12 protein-coding genes are annotated in these 16,355 nt (G+C 40.9%); 4 read left to right on the forward strand and 8 right to left on the reverse strand.

Features of this window, described 5'->3' with window-relative positions:
• Positions 1 to 7 precede the first annotated feature (7 nt).
• From Q4533_RS03505 to Q4533_RS03535, 7 genes are all read right to left on the reverse strand, one after another.
• Complete coding sequence (locus tag Q4533_RS03505) at positions 8 to 2,059, reverse strand: DUF1302 domain-containing protein (RefSeq protein WP_303501908.1); 2,052 nt, start codon at positions 2,057 to 2,059, stop codon at positions 8 to 10.
• A 313-nt stretch (positions 2,060 to 2,372) separates the two neighbouring features.
• Positions 2,373 to 2,588, reverse strand: a complete 216-nt coding sequence (locus tag Q4533_RS03510; protein WP_102437823.1) for a DUF2835 domain-containing protein — start codon at positions 2,586 to 2,588, stop codon at positions 2,373 to 2,375.
• A gap of 80 nt (positions 2,589 to 2,668) precedes the next feature.
• Positions 2,669 to 5,233 carry an aminopeptidase N gene (pepN, locus tag Q4533_RS03515; protein ID WP_303409875.1) on the reverse strand — a complete coding sequence of 855 codons (2,565 nt, stop codon included), beginning with the start codon at positions 5,231 to 5,233 and terminating at the stop codon, positions 2,669 to 2,671.
• Between the two features lie 93 nt (positions 5,234 to 5,326).
• Positions 5,327 to 7,435 (reverse strand): carboxy terminal-processing peptidase, encoded by a 2,109-nt coding sequence (prc, locus tag Q4533_RS03520; RefSeq protein ID WP_303501912.1) that lies wholly within the window; start codon positions 7,433 to 7,435, stop codon positions 5,327 to 5,329.
• Between the two features lie 22 nt (positions 7,436 to 7,457).
• The gene (gene proQ / locus Q4533_RS03525; RefSeq protein WP_102437829.1) at positions 7,458 to 8,087 is read right to left on the reverse strand and encodes an RNA chaperone ProQ; all 630 of its coding nucleotides are present in this window, start codon (positions 8,085 to 8,087) and stop codon (positions 7,458 to 7,460) included.
• A gap of 266 nt (positions 8,088 to 8,353) precedes the next feature.
• On the reverse strand, positions 8,354 to 8,812 hold the full coding sequence (locus Q4533_RS03530) for a GAF domain-containing protein (RefSeq protein ID WP_303501913.1): 459 nt from the start codon (positions 8,810 to 8,812) through the stop codon (positions 8,354 to 8,356).
• 21 nt (positions 8,813 to 8,833) lie between these two features.
• Positions 8,834 to 9,127: a YebG family protein gene (locus Q4533_RS03535; protein ID WP_303501914.1), complete on the reverse strand. Its 294-nt coding sequence runs from the start codon at positions 9,125 to 9,127 to the stop codon at positions 8,834 to 8,836.
• Between the two features lie 206 nt (positions 9,128 to 9,333).
• Between Q4533_RS03535 and Q4533_RS03540 the strand changes: the two genes are divergently transcribed.
• From Q4533_RS03540 to Q4533_RS03550, 3 genes are read left to right on the forward strand one after another with little or no spacing between them, the layout of a single operon-like run.
• The gene (locus tag Q4533_RS03540; RefSeq protein ID WP_102437903.1) at positions 9,334 to 9,963 is read left to right on the forward strand and encodes a paraquat-inducible protein A; all 630 of its coding nucleotides are present in this window, start codon (positions 9,334 to 9,336) and stop codon (positions 9,961 to 9,963) included.
• Positions 9,953 to 10,585 (forward strand): paraquat-inducible protein A, encoded by a 633-nt coding sequence (locus Q4533_RS03545; RefSeq protein WP_102437835.1) that lies wholly within the window; start codon positions 9,953 to 9,955, stop codon positions 10,583 to 10,585. The genes Q4533_RS03540 and Q4533_RS03545 overlap by 11 nt, the downstream gene beginning before the upstream one ends.
• Positions 10,572 to 13,211, forward strand: a complete 2,640-nt coding sequence (locus tag Q4533_RS03550) for an MlaD family protein (protein ID WP_303501916.1) — start codon at positions 10,572 to 10,574, stop codon at positions 13,209 to 13,211. The genes Q4533_RS03545 and Q4533_RS03550 overlap by 14 nt, the downstream gene beginning before the upstream one ends.
• Before the next feature lie 78 nt (positions 13,212 to 13,289).
• Here Q4533_RS03550 and Q4533_RS03555 read toward each other — a convergent pair whose 3' ends face one another.
• Entirely contained in the window at positions 13,290 to 14,516 is a 1,227-nt protein-coding gene (locus Q4533_RS03555) for a nucleoside recognition domain-containing protein (RefSeq protein WP_102437839.1), read from the reverse strand.
• Between the two features lie 154 nt (positions 14,517 to 14,670).
• Here Q4533_RS03555 and rsmF point away from each other — a divergent pair, with 154 nt between their 5' ends.
• Entirely contained in the window at positions 14,671 to 16,101 is a 1,431-nt protein-coding gene (gene rsmF / locus Q4533_RS03560) for a 16S rRNA (cytosine(1407)-C(5))-methyltransferase RsmF (protein WP_102437841.1), read from the forward strand.
• Positions 16,102 to 16,355: the final 254 nt, after the last annotated feature.

The raw sequence follows: 16,355 nt of genomic DNA on the forward strand, positions 1-16,355 counted from the left end.
TATCCTTTTAGATCGAATACTTGACGTTGAAAGAGACATAATCTCTATCAGTCATTGCATTAGTTGTGCCTACGCCACCAAAGAAGCTGTTATAGGACACATCTGCCCCCCAGCGACTGCGATAGTCAAAGTTTAGACCAACAGCCACAGACTTACGCCCTTCAGTAAATAAGAACATTGGATCTGGTGTAATACCGTCAACATCGTGAGAGAAAATCACCCGAGGTGACATATTCACACCGGCAAAGACATTGTTAAAGTCAGCCTTAGCAACTAAACGATATCCCCAAGCAAAATCAGTAGGGAACGGATTAGTTTCAGGACCATCATGCAGTGCTTCGATAATGCCTGGCATATCAGGATTGCCACCAGAACGAGCTGTTCCTGGGCCATTTAAACGTAGCTCATCAAATCCTGGCATGTCATGGATCCACACGCCGCCAACCTCAGCGAGCATCACTAAATTATCTGTCCCCCAAGTTGGACCAAATAAATGGGTTAAAGTGAACTGAGCTTGAGTGGTATCAGATAAAATGAAACCATCAATAGTCTCACCGGGCTGTACGCCTTCGATTTGCGATAGGCCTTCTAGATCAGGACGAAGTCCTGCATTTGCAAGCTGCTCAGGCATACCAGCAAATAACAATTCAACATCATCAATTTGTAAAGGCTCATCAATACGATGAGATACTTCACCAGCTACTGAGGTGTCGCCCACTAAAGTGTTAAAACTTGCGCCATATAATTGAATATCTTCAGGGTAAACAATTTGTGCTTTAGTAAATGTTTCCATGCTTAGCATAAGTTCGCGGTCAATTTCACCGCCACTTGCAGCTAAACGGCCATAATCACGAGCCACAGCTTCACTGGTAAAGTTTGATGCTGTACCACTGATGATAGGGCGGCGACTATGGTAATTCATGTAATACAAGCCAAATTCAGTTTCACCGAAATTAGGCGCGTAATAACCTAGTTTGATACCATATTGGCCATCATCTGCAGGCTCTTCTTCATCCTGAATTAACGCAACTTTAGTTGCGTATGGCACCATATAAGCAGCGAATGCAGGGTCAAAATTAGCTGCAGCAGCTGCACCATAAAGTGAAGCATATTCAGACATTAAGAATTCAAGATTAATATCAGGGTTAGCGTTAAAACCTAACTGTGCATTTTGGCTATAACCGCCAAAACCAGCAAAATCGTTTGTCGCGAAGTTAGAACCAGGTGTTGGTACCCAAATTGGCTCCCAATCATATTGGTAATAAGCTTCAACGTTTAAATTTTCAGTTAGACCTAATGAAGCCCACACCATGCCTTGCGGACGAAATGCTTCTTTAAGCTCGGCACCCGGTGCATTGAGAATATTTAAATCGACTGGGTTAATCACACCAATACCATGAGGTATTAAGGTGCTTTCCCCCCAAGATACAACTTGGTTACCCACACGGACTGATAATGGGTTTTTGCCATCATTTAAATCGAAATTACCGTATACAAAAGCATCTAATAAGCGAATGTCTTTACATTGCACTTCTGATGCGCGGCTATCTTCACACGGATCAAATTCTTTGCCAGTTAGCGGGTCATTAAAGTCATAATCACCATCGCTGATTTTAGTATCGTAGAAGTACATACCACGAACAAACAAACCGAAATTTTTATACTCTAGTGACAGTTCATGTAACCCTTTGAAACGTTCAGAGGTGGTATCCCCTTTCGAATACAGTAGGTTACTCAGGTCGTTGTTACTTGAGTAAGAACCTGCTTGGTCCCAAATTTGAGCCGTAGTATAGATGGGTGTTTCGCCAAAAGCCCCACCAAAGGCAGAGTAATTAGACCAATCCATTTGAGGTTGGTTGACCTTACCGATCTGTCCTTCCCAATCTCTATCAGACACACGCCAGCTAGCTCCGACAGTCCAAGTAGAATCGAAAGTACCGCGTACTTCTCCCCAATCAAATGAAACAGCATTAACGCTACTGCTCATCCCCAAAGTTAATGCCGACACCACCCCCAAAGCGAGTGCCGACTTGTTAAAGCGTCTTTTAACAATATTCATTTTGCTTCTCTCCGTAACCTGCCGGATTCGTTGTTATAGGATTTAAACCAACATTTTGTTAGCCTACAGGTAACACCATTGTTACAGCAATTAACATGGTTCGGCAAGTTCAAAAAAAAGAAAATTTATGAATGAATTGGTGCAGTTAGATGATTTTATGGGTAAAAAAAGTCAGACTGATTTGAATTGAATGGCTTAAATATATGAGCCGTAAGTAATCTTTAAATGTAATTGTTAACTTTCAATAAGTTAGAGGTGATAACTCCAGCTAATTTAACACTCTCTAAGCAATCGACCGTTTTAAGTAAATACTCTAAATCTTGTTTAGTGAAATGAAATTACCTGAGGTATTGAGGTGTAAAATGAAACTGCCATGGATGCCTGAGGCCGTTACAAATGGTCTGAAATACTTACCATTTATATGTAATACTTTGCCGTTACGGTCTAGAACTTCGACGTTTTTTACCACGCCCTGGTAAAAAGGCAGAAAATCATTAAAGCTTACATATATTGAAAAATAAAATTCCATGATGACTCGGTAAAACCCTATAAAAAAGCCCACAATAATTTACTTAAACCCTTGTGGGCGTTAATTGTTATAAACGATAGTTAAGCTTGCTCTAACGCCTTTTCAACTTTCTCGAATAAATCTTTCGATAAATTCGGTAATGCTTTTAATCGCTGTAACGATGCTTTCATCAGTTGCTGACGGTTTTCGTCAAACTTGCTGAATTGAATAAGCGGAGTGATCATTCTTGCCGCTATTTGTGGGTTTAACTCGTTAAGCTTGATCAACACATCAGTGAGATACTGGTAACCTTTACCTGAAGCATCATGGAATTGATAGGTGTTTGCCGCTACGAAAAATCCAATTAATGAGCGTACGCGATTAGGGTTATTGAAACTAAAACTTTCATGCTCAGTGAGCCCTTTAATAACCTCCAACACATCTGCGGTATTTTGCGAGGCTTGTAAGCTAAACCACTTATCCATCACTAGCGGCGTTTTTAGCCACTTTTGCTCAAAATCTTGCATTAATGACTGCTGACAAGTCAACTGGCCCGAGACTGCCGCTTTTAATGCGCCTAAGCTATCTGTCATATTTGAAGCTTGCTGATATTGGTTAATCACCAAGTCTTCATATTCAGAAGACACTTTAGACAACAAACTTAAGCAAATATTCTTAAATGCACGACTTGCTGCATTATCTTCATTAATCAAGCTACGATAGCGCGTTACCAGCTCGTCTAAACAAGACTCTGCGATTTCATTAACCACAAACTCTCTTGCAGCCGCCAAGGCATCTAAGTTCACTGTCTCTACTTGTTCAATTAATGCTGCAGCACTTGGGAATGCCAAAATCTCAGCCACTAGCGCTTTATCGATACTTTCATCGAGGATAATTCCTCTAACAGCTTCAATGACTCTGGCATCTAAATGCATCGTTTCTTTCGCTTCAAGACTGGCGACGTTTTGCCACACGGCTTGGCTAAATAACCCAACAGATGCTTCCCAGCGAGCCACTTCGCTTGATGCGTAGCGCGTTAAGTGCACTAACTGATCAACATTAAATTGATAATCAAGTCTTACTGGCGCTGAAAAGTCTTGTAATAATGATGGAATTGGCGCTGACGCAATATTGTCAAACACAAAGGTTTCCTGTGCTTGTTTTACATCTAACACGGTATTAGCAACTGACTGACCTTGAGTATCGAGTAGCTCAATGCTGAACGGGATATGTAATACCTCCCCTGCAACACCGTTAGACATCACAGATTGTGCAACAGTCAGTGAATATTGCTTAGTCGCAGCATTATAGTGATCTGTTACTTTAAGCACCGGAGTGCCTGCTTGCCTATACCAGCGTCTAAATTGAGACAAATCGATTCCGCTTGCTGTTTCCATCGCGTTGACAAAGTCATCGCAGGTTACAGCTTGACCATCATGACGCTCAAAATAACACTTCATTCCTAGCTGGAATTTAGCTTCACCTAAAATGGTGTGCATCATGCGAATGACTTCTGCGCCTTTGTTATAAACGGTCACGGTATAGAAGTTATTCATTTCAATGACAGATTCAGGGCGAATAGGATGTGACATAGGTCCAGCATCTTCGGCAAACTGTTGATTTTTCATGACACGAATAGCTTGAATGCGGTTAACAGCGCGAGAACCTAAATCGGAACTAAATTCTTGATCTCTAAATACCGTGAGCCCTTCTTTAAGGCTTAATTGGAACCAATCACGACAAGTCACTCGGTTACCTGTCCAGTTATGGAAATACTCATGCCCAACAACGGATTCAATGCCATGATAGTCTTCATCTGTCGCGCTGGCGGTATCTGCTAATACATACTTGGTATTAAATACATTGAGGCCTTTATTTTCCATTGCACCCATGTTGAAAAAATCTACCGCGACTATCATGTAGATATCTAAGTCATACTCTAAATCAAAACGCGACTCATCCCATGCCATCGACTTTTGCAATGACACCATGGCGTGGTTGGCTTTATGTAAATTACCCTTATCCACAAATACTTGTAGTTTTACTTCTCGGCCACTACGGGTGATAAATTTATCCTCTAATAAATCAAAATCACCTGCAACTAATGCAAATAAGTAACTCGGTTTTGGGAAAGGGTCTTGCCAACGAACAAAGTGGCGACTTTCATCAGCACATGTGCCCTGCTCGACTAAATTACCGTTACTCAATAAAAAAGGAAACGCTGCTTTATCTGCTTCGATTCTGACACTGTAAATAGCTAAAACATCTGGGCGGTCGAGGAAATAAGTAATACGTCTGAAGCCTTCTGCTTCACACTGAGTGCAATAAGCGCCATCAGACATATACAAACCTTCAAGGCTTGAATTCGCTTCAGGGTCTTGTTTAGTAACAACCGTTAATTCAAAGTCTGTTAGCTCTGTGTCAATGATAAGCTGGTTATTTTCTGTTTTATAGTTAGCTTTGTGGCCATTAATTAACACTGACGTTAACTGAATTTGTTCACCAACTAAATGCAGCGCTTCTTTGTGCTCGCCAACTCTTTGGATTTTACTCTTTGCAACGACCTGAGTTTCTGCACCATTTAAATCAAAATCTAGCGCTATATGGCTAATGGTAAATAAAGGTGATTTATAATCTTTAAGATGTTTTGCTTGTGCTTGAGTCATAGGTAATCCTTGAATAACACTGCTCTTGTTAGAGCTAAAATTTACTTAATAAAAAACGCGCTAAAAGCGCGTTTTTTTGGCACGAAATAAAGTTTACTTCACTGCGAGTTTCTTTGCATCAACCATGTCTAAAGTGATTAATGCTGTTTCTTCTAAGAAAGCATCTGGCTCAACTAACTCATCTTCAGCTTCTTCATCACTTGCTTGTGCAACTTCAGTTGCCTCAGTGTTAGTATCTGCACTGTCTTCGATTTCTTCATCGTCATCTAAAGAGGCTAACGGCTCTAAACCATTTTTAACACGACGTTCATTGGTTCGATCAAGTAAGCGTTTATCATCATCTTCACGTGAAGCGATTCGCTCACTTTCAACTAATGAAATGGTTTTATCATCGTGGTGCTTCTTAAACTCAGCGATATCTTCAAAGATATAGCCAAACTCAACATCTGCTTTAATACGTTGCTGATGTTTTTCATCAAGCTTTGTCACTAATTCAGGTTTGATATTACCGAGGGTGCCGTATTGCGCTACAGGAACCTTATCCCATGGCAGTGCATTTTTCTCTTCAGACTCACCGTATTCACCCGGCTCCAATGCACTTGGGAACATAATATCGGGTGTGACACCTTTAAGCTGGGTACTGCCACCATTAATGCGATAGAACTTAGCAATGGTGTATTGCACATGACCGATAGGTTTTTCGTACATATCATAAATTCTGCCAAGGCTCTTGTGCTGCTGCACAGTACCTTTACCAAAACTGGCTTCACCTACGATTAAGGCTCTATCGTAATCTTGCAATGCCGCAGCAAAAATTTCAGAAGCTGATGCACTATAACGATCAACCATGACAGTTAACGGGCCATCATATGCACTCTTGCCATCATTATCGCGGTTTTGAGTCACACGGCCGTTGGCATCACGAATCTGAACCACTGGGCCCATATCAATAAACAAACCGGTTAATAATGTGGCTTCTGTTAAGGCTCCGCCGCCATTGCGACGTAAATCAATGATAACGCCTTCAACGTTTTGCTCTTTTAATTTAACCAATTCTTTTTCTACATCAACTGACAAGTTCATGTAAAAGCCTGGGATTTGAATGACACCGACTTTACGGTTGGCATAGTCTCCTTCTGTTGGCTCAATCACTTTTGATGTTGCTGCGCGATCTTCTAAACGAATTTTGTCGCGGATAATGGTCACTTCAAATGCTTTTGCATTGGCGCCACCTTTTTTAGGTAAAATTTGTAAGTTAACTTCACTGCCTTTTGGGCCTTTAATTAACTCTACAACATCGTCTAATCGCCAACCGATAACATCAACAATTTCACCGTCTTTTTGGCCTACGCCAATAATTTTATCTTCAGGTGATAATTTTTCACTGGTAGCAGCGGGGCCACCAGCAACTAAACTTTTAATAATAGTATAGTCATCATCCATTTGCAGTACAGCGCCAATGCCTTCAAGGCTTAAGTTCATTTCCATTTGGAAACGTTCTGCATTACGAGGAGACAAGTAACTGGTATGGGGTTCTACAGTACGCGCAAAGGCATTCATCACACCTTGGAATACATCTTCGCTTTGTGTTTGACTTAAACGCTTGATGGCATTGTTATAGCGCTTGCCTAATACTTCGACGGTTTCTTTCCAATCTTTACCAGCAAGTTTTAGATTCAGTGCGTCATATTTAACTCGTTGACGCCATAGCTCATTGAGCTCAGCTTCATCTTTTGGCCAAGCAGCTTCTTCACGATCGAATTCGTAAGCGTCACCAGCTTCGGTAAAGTCGAATTCTTTATCAAGTAAAGTAAGTGCATAAGTAAAACGTTCATAACGACGTTTTTGTACTAGGGAGTACATATCAAAGGCAGGTGAGATATTGCCAGATTTGACCATATCATCAAACAGATGTTGATACTGTTTAAAAGTATCAACATCAGCTTGAGTCAGAACATTGCGACGAAAATCAAGTTGTTGCAAATATCTGTCGTAAATCAACTCAGAAAAAGCATCATCAAGGTTAAAGCGATGATAATGAGAACGAGTAAATAAATTCGTTACCCTTTTACTCGCAACCTTATGTTGAGGCTCTTGCTCAAGTTTAGGTAACTCGTTGATTTGAATCGTTGGTGAAATTGCCCAAGCCGAAAAACCGACAAATAAAGTGGCAATCGACGCAGCCAAAGTGAGTTTTCGCATCAACAAGTTACTCCTTAAATGATCACGATAATAAAATATGCTCTGCACGAACTTTAACAATTAAACCCGTATCTAGCTGGACATGGATATCTTCTTTCTTAATGTCAGTGATAACACCAGGTACTGGGTTCTGTCCTAACTTGACACTAACACGTTGTTTTTGCTTAAGCTCGTCAAATTTTGCAGCAACATAATTAATTTTAGGTGCTGCAGGTTTTGCAGGCTTAGCTGGACGGTCTTTTTTAACCGGCGCTTTAGCTGCAGGTTTTCTTGCTGGCTTTTTAGGGGCCGCTTTAGCCGCTACAGCTTGACGCTTAGCTTTGGCTTTTTCTTGACCTTCTTTCAACGTTTGTTGAGCGTGGTCAATATGTTCTTGCTCCAATTCGCCACAATCTTGACCGTCAAGATCGATACGTTGAACACCCGCTTTAACGCCTTTCAAGTAGCGCCAGCTGCTTGTATAACGTCTAAGTGCTACACGTAATTGTGTTTTACTTACTTTAGAATCATCAGCCAACCTAGCAGCTAAATCTTGAAACAACCCAATTTTTAATGGCTTAGTTTCACCTTCTGCAATAAAGCATAAAGGAAATGTTTCATATAAATACGCTAAAACTGCGTTGGTGTCGGTCAACTTGTCTGTTGATTCCATTTTTACTTCCACGTTATAAAAGGGACTGAGTCTCAGCTTTCTTTGCGAGTACAGTCGTTTATCTTTCGTTAAACAGATCTTGCTTAACGTTCAAATTAGCACTTCTTATTCGATTGCTAAAGCAATTGAAACATGCTTTAACAAATTAACTCACTTAGCTGTAATTTTACAGTAAATAAATTTTATCCATAGCAATGCGCGCTGTTCGGTATTATAAAGCTCATGGCAGCGATTGCGACCCGCAATTTGCTATATTTGGTCGCTAATTAAGCAAATAGGCAAGATTCAAAGCTTTTTACTAGCATTTCTAAGCCTTTTCTATCGTCTGTATCAAAACGATTCAATGATGGGCTATCAATATCTAATACCGCAACTACGTCATTGCCTTGGCGAACAGGGACTACAATTTCAGAATTACTGGCAGCATCACAGGCAATATGTCCTGCAAATTGATGCACATCTGCCACTAATTGTGTTTCATCATTTGCCGCTGCTGTGCCGCATACACCTTTACCAATAACAATGCGTGTACAGGCAACTTTCCCTTGAAATGGACCTAAAACTAATTGGTCATTACGCTTGATATAAAAACCAACCCAATTAATGTCATCTAAATTATCGTTCAACAGTGCTGAAAAATTTGCCATACCAGCGATAAGGTCATCTTCACCTTCCATCAATGCTAATACTTGTCGGTTCAATGTGTCATAAAGCTCAGCTTTCATTTTCTATCCTAGATTATATTTTTATTCTGCGGCCGCTTTCTTAGTGGCTTTTTTAGTTGCAGCTTTGGGCGTGGCCACTTTTGGCTTGACGATCCCTTTTAATAAGTTTGCGAGCTCATCTTTGTTAGAAGCAAGATAAAATGCAAGCTTCTCGACACTATTGTCCTCAATTTCCAGCTCAGCGCTAGTAATAAAAGGAACTAAGTTATCAGCAATGTCGAGCATTTTGTCGTAGGCGTCAGCTTCTTTCTTAGATGTAAACGTCATCTTCTCAACCCCTTCTCTTACCACGACAAACTTTGTTATTACAGCCATGATTAACCTCTTACTGTTTTTATATACAGTGCATAGAGTGTCATAGAACTAACTTCTGATGCAAGTATTCTGATTATTCTGGTATTATTAGGTTTTATTGTAACTTGATAAATAATATTTCCACTGTGTTTTTAATCAAAACAAAGCGTTTTTTATTATTTTATTGCTCATTAATATTTCACTACATGGACGGTTTTCCTTTATCTATGCCGAAAAGTCTTGACCCGAACACCATTATATTATGCCGCTCCTGTGACTTAGCCGTTCAAAAGCGCGCCTTACCGTCTAATGTTCGCGCGTTATGCCCTCGCTGCCATACGGCACTTTATGACGTTCCTTACTGCTCAATCAATGGCATGCTTGCCTTGTGTATCGCGGCATTATTATTTTATATTCCGGCTAACTTTTTACCCATCATAGAAATCAACTTTTTAGGCAGTGTGCGAACAACAACAGTTTTTGAAACGGCTGTGACGGTGTGGCTGCAAGGTTATTGGATAGTTGGCATCGCTGTGATGGCGGCAGCGGTCATTGCCCCGGGATTATTAATTTTATCGATTTTATTACAAGTCACCATAGTTAAACTTAAATTGCACTCCTGTTTTTGGCAAAAGACATATCGCGCACTGCTTAAAAACCATGCGACCTTATCGCAACTTACTATGCTTGAAATTTACGTCATTTCATTTTTAGTAGCAGCGTTTAACTTGTCTGACTTCTCAGATATTTATTTAGGCATGGGCACCTTCTGTTTTTGTATGCTGTTTTTAGTTATCTTATTTTTACAACGGGAATATAATTTAGAACATATGTGGGGAATGGCTTATGAGCGCTAACACTCCTGCGCGGCAAGGAATACAAATCGGTTTTTGTTTATGCACTGTTTGTCGAAAAATCAATAACATCAGTCGTGACCGTTGTAGTCGCTGTGATTCTAAAATCCAAACACGTAATCATGCCAGTTTACAGCAAAGTTGGGCGTTATTGATTACCGCAGCCATTTTGCTGATCCCAGCTAATATCTACCCAATCACTGTGCTCACCAATCAGGGCAAAGTCACCTATGACACCATATTTACTGGTATTGTGCATTTGGTTCACTCTGACATGATCCCTATTGCCATTATTGTCTTTACTGCCAGTATATTGGTGCCTTGGCTAAAAATTATAGGCTTAGCGATTTACTTAATCGCTATTAGCTTTAATCTGCCAGTTTCTAAAAAGAAACTCATGATAGGCTTTCATATTATTGAATGGATTGGCAGATGGTCGATGCTGGATTTATTTGTTATTGCGTTAACTGTCGCCGTCGTTAATATGGGGCAATTACTTGATGCTAAACCCGCACCTGCAGCAACCGCATTTGCGTTAGTCATTTTACTGACTCAGTTAGCAGCAAAGGTATTAGATACTCGTTTACTTTGGGATCGCTTGGAAAAAAACAATGACACAAATTGAATCACCAAAAGTTGTTAAAAAGAAATTATTCTCGCCGATTTGGTTATTACCGATTGTTGCCTTGGCCCTTGGCGCTTGGCTTGGTGTAAAAAGCATCAAAGAATCAGGTATCGAGATTATTGTGCACTTCCCTAATGCCGTTGGTATCGATATCGGTAAAACCTTAGTCAAATACCAAGGTTTGACCGTTGGTAAGGTGACAGATATCAGTATCGACAATGAATTGTCTGGCGTTAATGTCAAAATTATTATGGATTATCGCTCTGAACCATTTCTCAATAAAAATTCCAAGTTCTGGTTGGTCACGCCTAAAGCCAGTATCACTGGTATTGAAGGTTTAGATACCTTGTTTTCAGGCAATTATATTGCCGTTCAACCCGGTGATGGCAGCTCAGCATCTGAATTTGTCGCCTTAAAAGATGCGCCAACTATGCTTCCTGATACTAATGGGGTGCTTATTACGCTGACCACCTCAAAATTAGGCTCACTGGATATCGGCTCAATGGTGTTTTACCGTCAAATACCTGTAGGGAAAGTTGTAAACTATCGCTTAATTGACAGCGATACCATTAATATCAGCACGTTTATCGAGCAACAGTACGCCCATTTAGTGACACAAGAGTCCCAGTTCTGGAACGTGTCAGGTCTAAAAATTGATGCGTCTATGTCGGGCATTAAAGTCAATACCGAAAGCTTGGCATCGCTGCTCGCTGGCGGAATTAGTTTTAATTCAGTCGCTAATTCTGCCGCGGCGCAAAATGGTGACAACTTTGTGCTTTACCCTGATGAAGAAAGTGCTGTCAAAGGCATCGAATTCACTCTGCTAGCCGATAATGCTGATGAGATTAATCAAGGCTCAACGTTAGTTTATCGCGGCATTGATGTGGGTAAGATTCATCAAACCCAACTAACTGAAAACGGCGTGAAGTTTTTAGCTAAGTTTGATAGTCAATACCAACACTTATTAAACGCAGATACCCAATTTTGGATTGCAGGTGCTGATATTTCTTTAGAGGGCGTTAAGCACGCTGCAAGGTTGATCACTGGTAGTGTAGTCAATGTACTACCTGGAGTGAGCGACAACGCGCTGCCACAAGAGTATCAATTACAATCTCAAGCACCGGACCTTATGCAAGCTAGCCAGTTGACCATCAAATTAACGTCTGATGAACACAGTGGTTTAAGCGCTGGGGCTGAGGTGCGTTACAAACAAATGCCTATTGGTGAGATTAGCCAAGTAAAATTATCTGATGACTTTAGCCGTGTTGAATACTCAGTGGACATTCAGCCTGAATATTCATCATTACTCACTGTGGACAGTTATTTTGTGTCTGAATCGGCGCTTGCCATAGATGCCTCCTTAGATGGCGTAAAGGTCAAAACCCGAGATATTAATACCCTGCTTGCTGGCGCTGTATCTTTGGTGCCAGGTAAAGCTAAGGCTGTAGTTAAACCTCAAGCAAAATTTTCGTTATATCAATCTGCTGATCAAGCCTTAACGGCCTTGAATAAATCATCAATGAGTACCTTGGCGCTAGACAGTATTGATGGCGCAGGTTTAGCTCATGGCTCACCGGTTTATTACAAAAAAATGCGTATTGGCTCTGTCTCAGAAGTAAATTGGAACAGTCAAACTGATAAGTTTTCAATCACGGTGGCCATTCAAAAAAGGTTTACTAACTTGGTTCGAAGTAACAGCGTATTTTGGCGAAATGATGCCGCCAGTATCAATGCAAGTTTATCTGGCATTGATGTTGATATCGCTCCATTAGAAGGCGCCTTAAAAGGCAGTATTAGCCTAGGTTTGTTGCCAGAAAACCAACAAGGCAATCAAACTCGTTTATATGATTCTAAAGAGCTGGCCCTAAAACAGGCCAAAGCCATAACACTATCACTACCAGCTGATGCCAAAGTAGCTGCAAAAGCAGCGATTCGTTATCAAGGCCATCAAGTGGGTGTGATCCAACAGGTTAAACTCAATCAAGACTTAGCCAACTTAACCGTGAGTGCTTATCTTTATGGTGAATACGCACAACATTTCACCAAAGAAGACAGTGAATTTTTTGTCGTCGATGCACAAATTTCATTAGTGGGTATTAAAGCGCCAGAAACCTTGATAACCGGCCCTTACATTGGCGTGTTACCTGGCACGTCAGAACGACAAGCAACACAGTTTGATGGTCTCCTAGCTGCGCGTTACGATGCGGATATCGATGAAGATGCATTAAAAGTGACCCTAGTTGATAGTCAGCTTGGTTCGATAAAAATTGGCACCCCAATTTTCTTCAGAGGTATTGCTATTGGGCAAGTGGATGGTTACTCATTATCTTACAATGGCAACCAAGTAATAATGTATTCACACATTGAAAAACAATATGCCCACTTAGTGAATCAAACAAGTCAGTTTTGGGATGCATCAGGTATAAAACTTGAAGTGGGTATTTTCTCTGGCGCTCAAATTGAAACAGGCTCTCTTGAAACGCTGCTTTCAGGTGGCATTTCAGTCGTGACCGAGGAAGTAACGGATAAAACGAATCAATTAGCTCTCGATGAAAGATTTACCCTGCATAACAAAATGAAAGCCGAATGGCGTAAATGGAAACCTGAACAAGTGAAGCCTTTATAACCTTTCTGCGCGTAGATAACATCCTATAAAAAATCGGCATTTGCCGATTTTTTATTGCTCGTTTAATAGCTGTTGTGCTTAGCCATAAAACCAATAACAAACGGCGATGGCAGCCATTATTCCGCCGACGTCTGCCGCTAAGCCACAGCCCAATGCATGGCGGCTATTTCGAATACCGACAGAGCCAAAGTACACCGCAAGTACATAAAAGGTGGTTTCTGTGCTTCCTTGAAAAATCGCCGATAAACGACCCGCAAAAGAGTCTACCCCATGATGCTCCATCGTTTCTAACATCATCGCCCTTGCCCCTGAACCACTAAATGGTTTCATTAACGCCGTAGGCATGGCATCGACAAAACGGCTGTCAAACCCCAACAAGCTCACTAGGCCTGCTATGCCTTGAAGGGCAAAGTCAAGGGCGCCCGATGAGCGCAATAATCCAATGGCGAGTAACATTGCCAACAAATATGGAATTAACATTATTGCTTGGGAAAAACCGCTTTTGGCCCCTTCGACAAACTCATCATAAATGGCGACTTTGCGGTAACCAGCAATCAGGATAAAACTCATAATTAAGGCTAATAATATGCCATTACCTAATACAGTCGATAATGTTCCAATGGCTTCAGCAGATAGGGTTAATAAATAAAACACACCCGCAATTAATATACTAAACAAAGTTGCGCCATAAGCCAGCACCACACTATTGATTAAAGAAATACGCTGAACAATTGCCACGACAGATAAACCCACTAAGGTTGATGCCACTGTGGTTAATAGAATAGGTAAAAACACATCTGCAGGATTGACTGCACCTTGCTGAGCTCGATACAAAAATACCGTCACTGGCACTAAAGTGACTGAGGAAGTATTGAGCACTAAAAACAAGATCTGCGCATTGGTCGCCACGTCTTTATTTGGGTTTAGGCTTTGTAAGTCTTGCATCGCTTTAAGACCAAGCGGCGTAGCTGCATTGTCTAGGCCTAACATGTTTGCGGTGAGATTCATGGTGATACTGCCGTAAGCTTTATGCCCCCTTGGCACCTCTGGCATTAACTTTGATAATAACGGCTCAAATAGTTTAGCAAATACCGTAACCACACCGGCTTTCTCACCCACTTGCATCAGCCCCATCCATAGCGCTAATACACCAATTAAGCCAATGGATATTTCAGCAGCTAACTTAGCGCTACTAAAAATAGCTTTAACCGACTCCCCTAATACCTCAACATGGCCATTAAACAATTGCACGATTATGGCGATTGCTGCCGTTAAGAAAAAAAACAACCAAACTCTATTTAGCACTGAATACTCCGTTATTTTTCACAGCTGTAGTTTTCAACATCATCTGTTAGCGAATGTGTTGGTTGCGCTTTCTTTAACAGGGTGAGCGACACCGTGAAAATGCATGATATAATCTATCGCATTATTACACAGTTGTTTTATCGATATTTTTACTATGGCTCAAATAAATCCGCAATACTTAACCCATATTGCTACAGAACTCCCCGCACATCTTAATATGGACGACTTTATTGCTGCCTGTAATCGTCCTTTACGTAAATCAATCAGAGTAAATACTTTAAAGATTTCCGTGGCGCAATTTACCCAAATAATGACTGATAATGGCTGGCAGTTTGAAGCTATCCCTTGGTGCGCTGAAGGGTTTTGGGTTTCAGTCAGCGATGATGTGCAAATTGGTAATATGATTGAGCATATTCAAGGCTTATTTTATATCCAAGAAGCCAGTTCGATGTTGCCACCTGTTGCGCTGCTACAAAATGATAACCACAGTAAACTGATCCTCGATGTCGCCTCAGCGCCTGGCTCAAAAACGACTCAGTTAGCCGCCTTAATGGATAATCAAGGCTTATTAATTGCTAATGAGTACTCTGCCAGTCGCGTTAAAATTTTGCACGCCAACGTGCTTAGAATGGGCGTAAAGCAATGTGCCCTCACCCATTTTGATGGCAAAGTCTTTGGGGAGTATTTATTTGAAAAGTTTGATGCTGTGTTGCTCGATGCACCATGCGGTGGCGAAGGTACGGTTAGAAAAGACGTTAATGCGCTTAAAAACTGGCAATTAGATGATGTTGTTGATATTGCCGAGACTCAAAAACAGCTGATCCAATCCGCCTTTTTAGCCTTAAAGCCCGGTGGCACATTGGTTTATTCCACTTGCACCTTAAGTCAGCTTGAAAATCAGCAAATTTGTCAATTTTTAAAACAAACCTATGCCGATGCGGTTGAATTTATTCCTCTAACTGATTTATTCCCTGGCGCAGAACAAGCCTGTACCCAAGAAGGTTTTTTACACGTTTGGCCACAAATTTATGATAGCGAAGGTTTCTTCGTCGCTAAAATTGCTAAAACCGCATCTGTTGAACGAATTAAAAAGCAGCCTAAGCCTCAGCGTAACTTCCCGTTTTCTGTTGCGAATGCCAAACAAGTATCCGCCATTGAACAATACTTTAGCACCACCTTTAATCTCACTTTACCTGCAGATCATACGGTGATGATCCGTGATGATGAGTATTGGTTATTTCCAGCTGAATTTAACGATTTCACCGGTTTAATGCGTTATCAACGCATTGGGGTCAAATTGGCCGATGTGATGAAAAAAGGCTTTAAGGTGAAACATGAAGCCATTATCTGCCTTAGGCGCTATATCAGCTCAGACGATAAAATTATCGAACTTGATGCTCAACAAGCGAAAGACTTTTTAATGGGCCGTGATATCGCCACTGATAGCTTTAGCGATTTAGACTTAACCCCAAAGGGCGAAATGATTGTCACTCATCACCACAGTCCATTAGGGGTGGTAAAGCATTTAGGCCATAGATTGAAAAATAATTTACCAAGAGAATTGGTAAAAGATAAAATAGAGTAGATACACTTTATTGCCGATAATTCAGCGACTTTTATCGTTTAACAATTATCAGTAGGCGCTAGTTGTTAAGCTATTGCGGCATAAAACACTGACCTGTTGCGCGATTTTTAGGCAAAGTATGATTAACGGGTCTATACTGAGAAGTAAGATTTTTAGTGAAATTGGTTTTCGACAGTAGCGCAAGGCTCTTTTCTAAAAGAGCCGTTCCCCTAGACCCAGAACAATTGGATAGTTTTGGGTCTCTTTTTGCCTAA

It is taken from the genome of Shewanella sp. 6_MG-2023, assembly GCF_030547195.1.
Taxonomy (GTDB): Bacteria; Pseudomonadota; Gammaproteobacteria; order Enterobacterales; family Shewanellaceae; genus Shewanella.

Excerpts from the sequence above, each read along its gene's own strand:
- Q4533_RS03505 (WP_303501908.1), bottom strand. The coding sequence starts at position 2,059 with ATGAATATTGTTAAAAGACGCTTTAACAAGTCGGCACTCGCTTTGGGG.
- Q4533_RS03510 (WP_102437823.1), bottom strand. The coding sequence starts at position 2,588 with ATGGAATTTTATTTTTCAATATATGTAAGCTTTAATGATTTTCTGCCT.
- pepN (WP_303409875.1), bottom strand. The coding sequence starts at position 5,233 with ATGACTCAAGCACAAGCAAAACATCTTAAAGATTATAAATCACCTTTA.
- prc (WP_303501912.1), bottom strand. The coding sequence starts at position 7,435 with ATGCGAAAACTCACTTTGGCTGCGTCGATTGCCACTTTATTTGTCGGT.
- proQ (WP_102437829.1), bottom strand. The coding sequence starts at position 8,087 with ATGGAATCAACAGACAAGTTGACCGACACCAACGCAGTTTTAGCGTAT.
- Q4533_RS03530 (WP_303501913.1), bottom strand. The coding sequence starts at position 8,812 with ATGAAAGCTGAGCTTTATGACACATTGAACCGACAAGTATTAGCATTG.
- Q4533_RS03535 (WP_303501914.1), bottom strand. The coding sequence starts at position 9,127 with ATGGCTGTAATAACAAAGTTTGTCGTGGTAAGAGAAGGGGTTGAGAAG.
- Q4533_RS03540 (WP_102437903.1), top strand. The coding sequence starts at position 9,334 with ATGCCGAAAAGTCTTGACCCGAACACCATTATATTATGCCGCTCCTGT.
- Q4533_RS03545 (WP_102437835.1), top strand. The coding sequence starts at position 9,953 with ATGAGCGCTAACACTCCTGCGCGGCAAGGAATACAAATCGGTTTTTGT.
- Q4533_RS03550 (WP_303501916.1), top strand. The coding sequence starts at position 10,572 with ATGACACAAATTGAATCACCAAAAGTTGTTAAAAAGAAATTATTCTCG.
- rsmF (WP_102437841.1), top strand. The coding sequence starts at position 14,671 with ATGGCTCAAATAAATCCGCAATACTTAACCCATATTGCTACAGAACTC.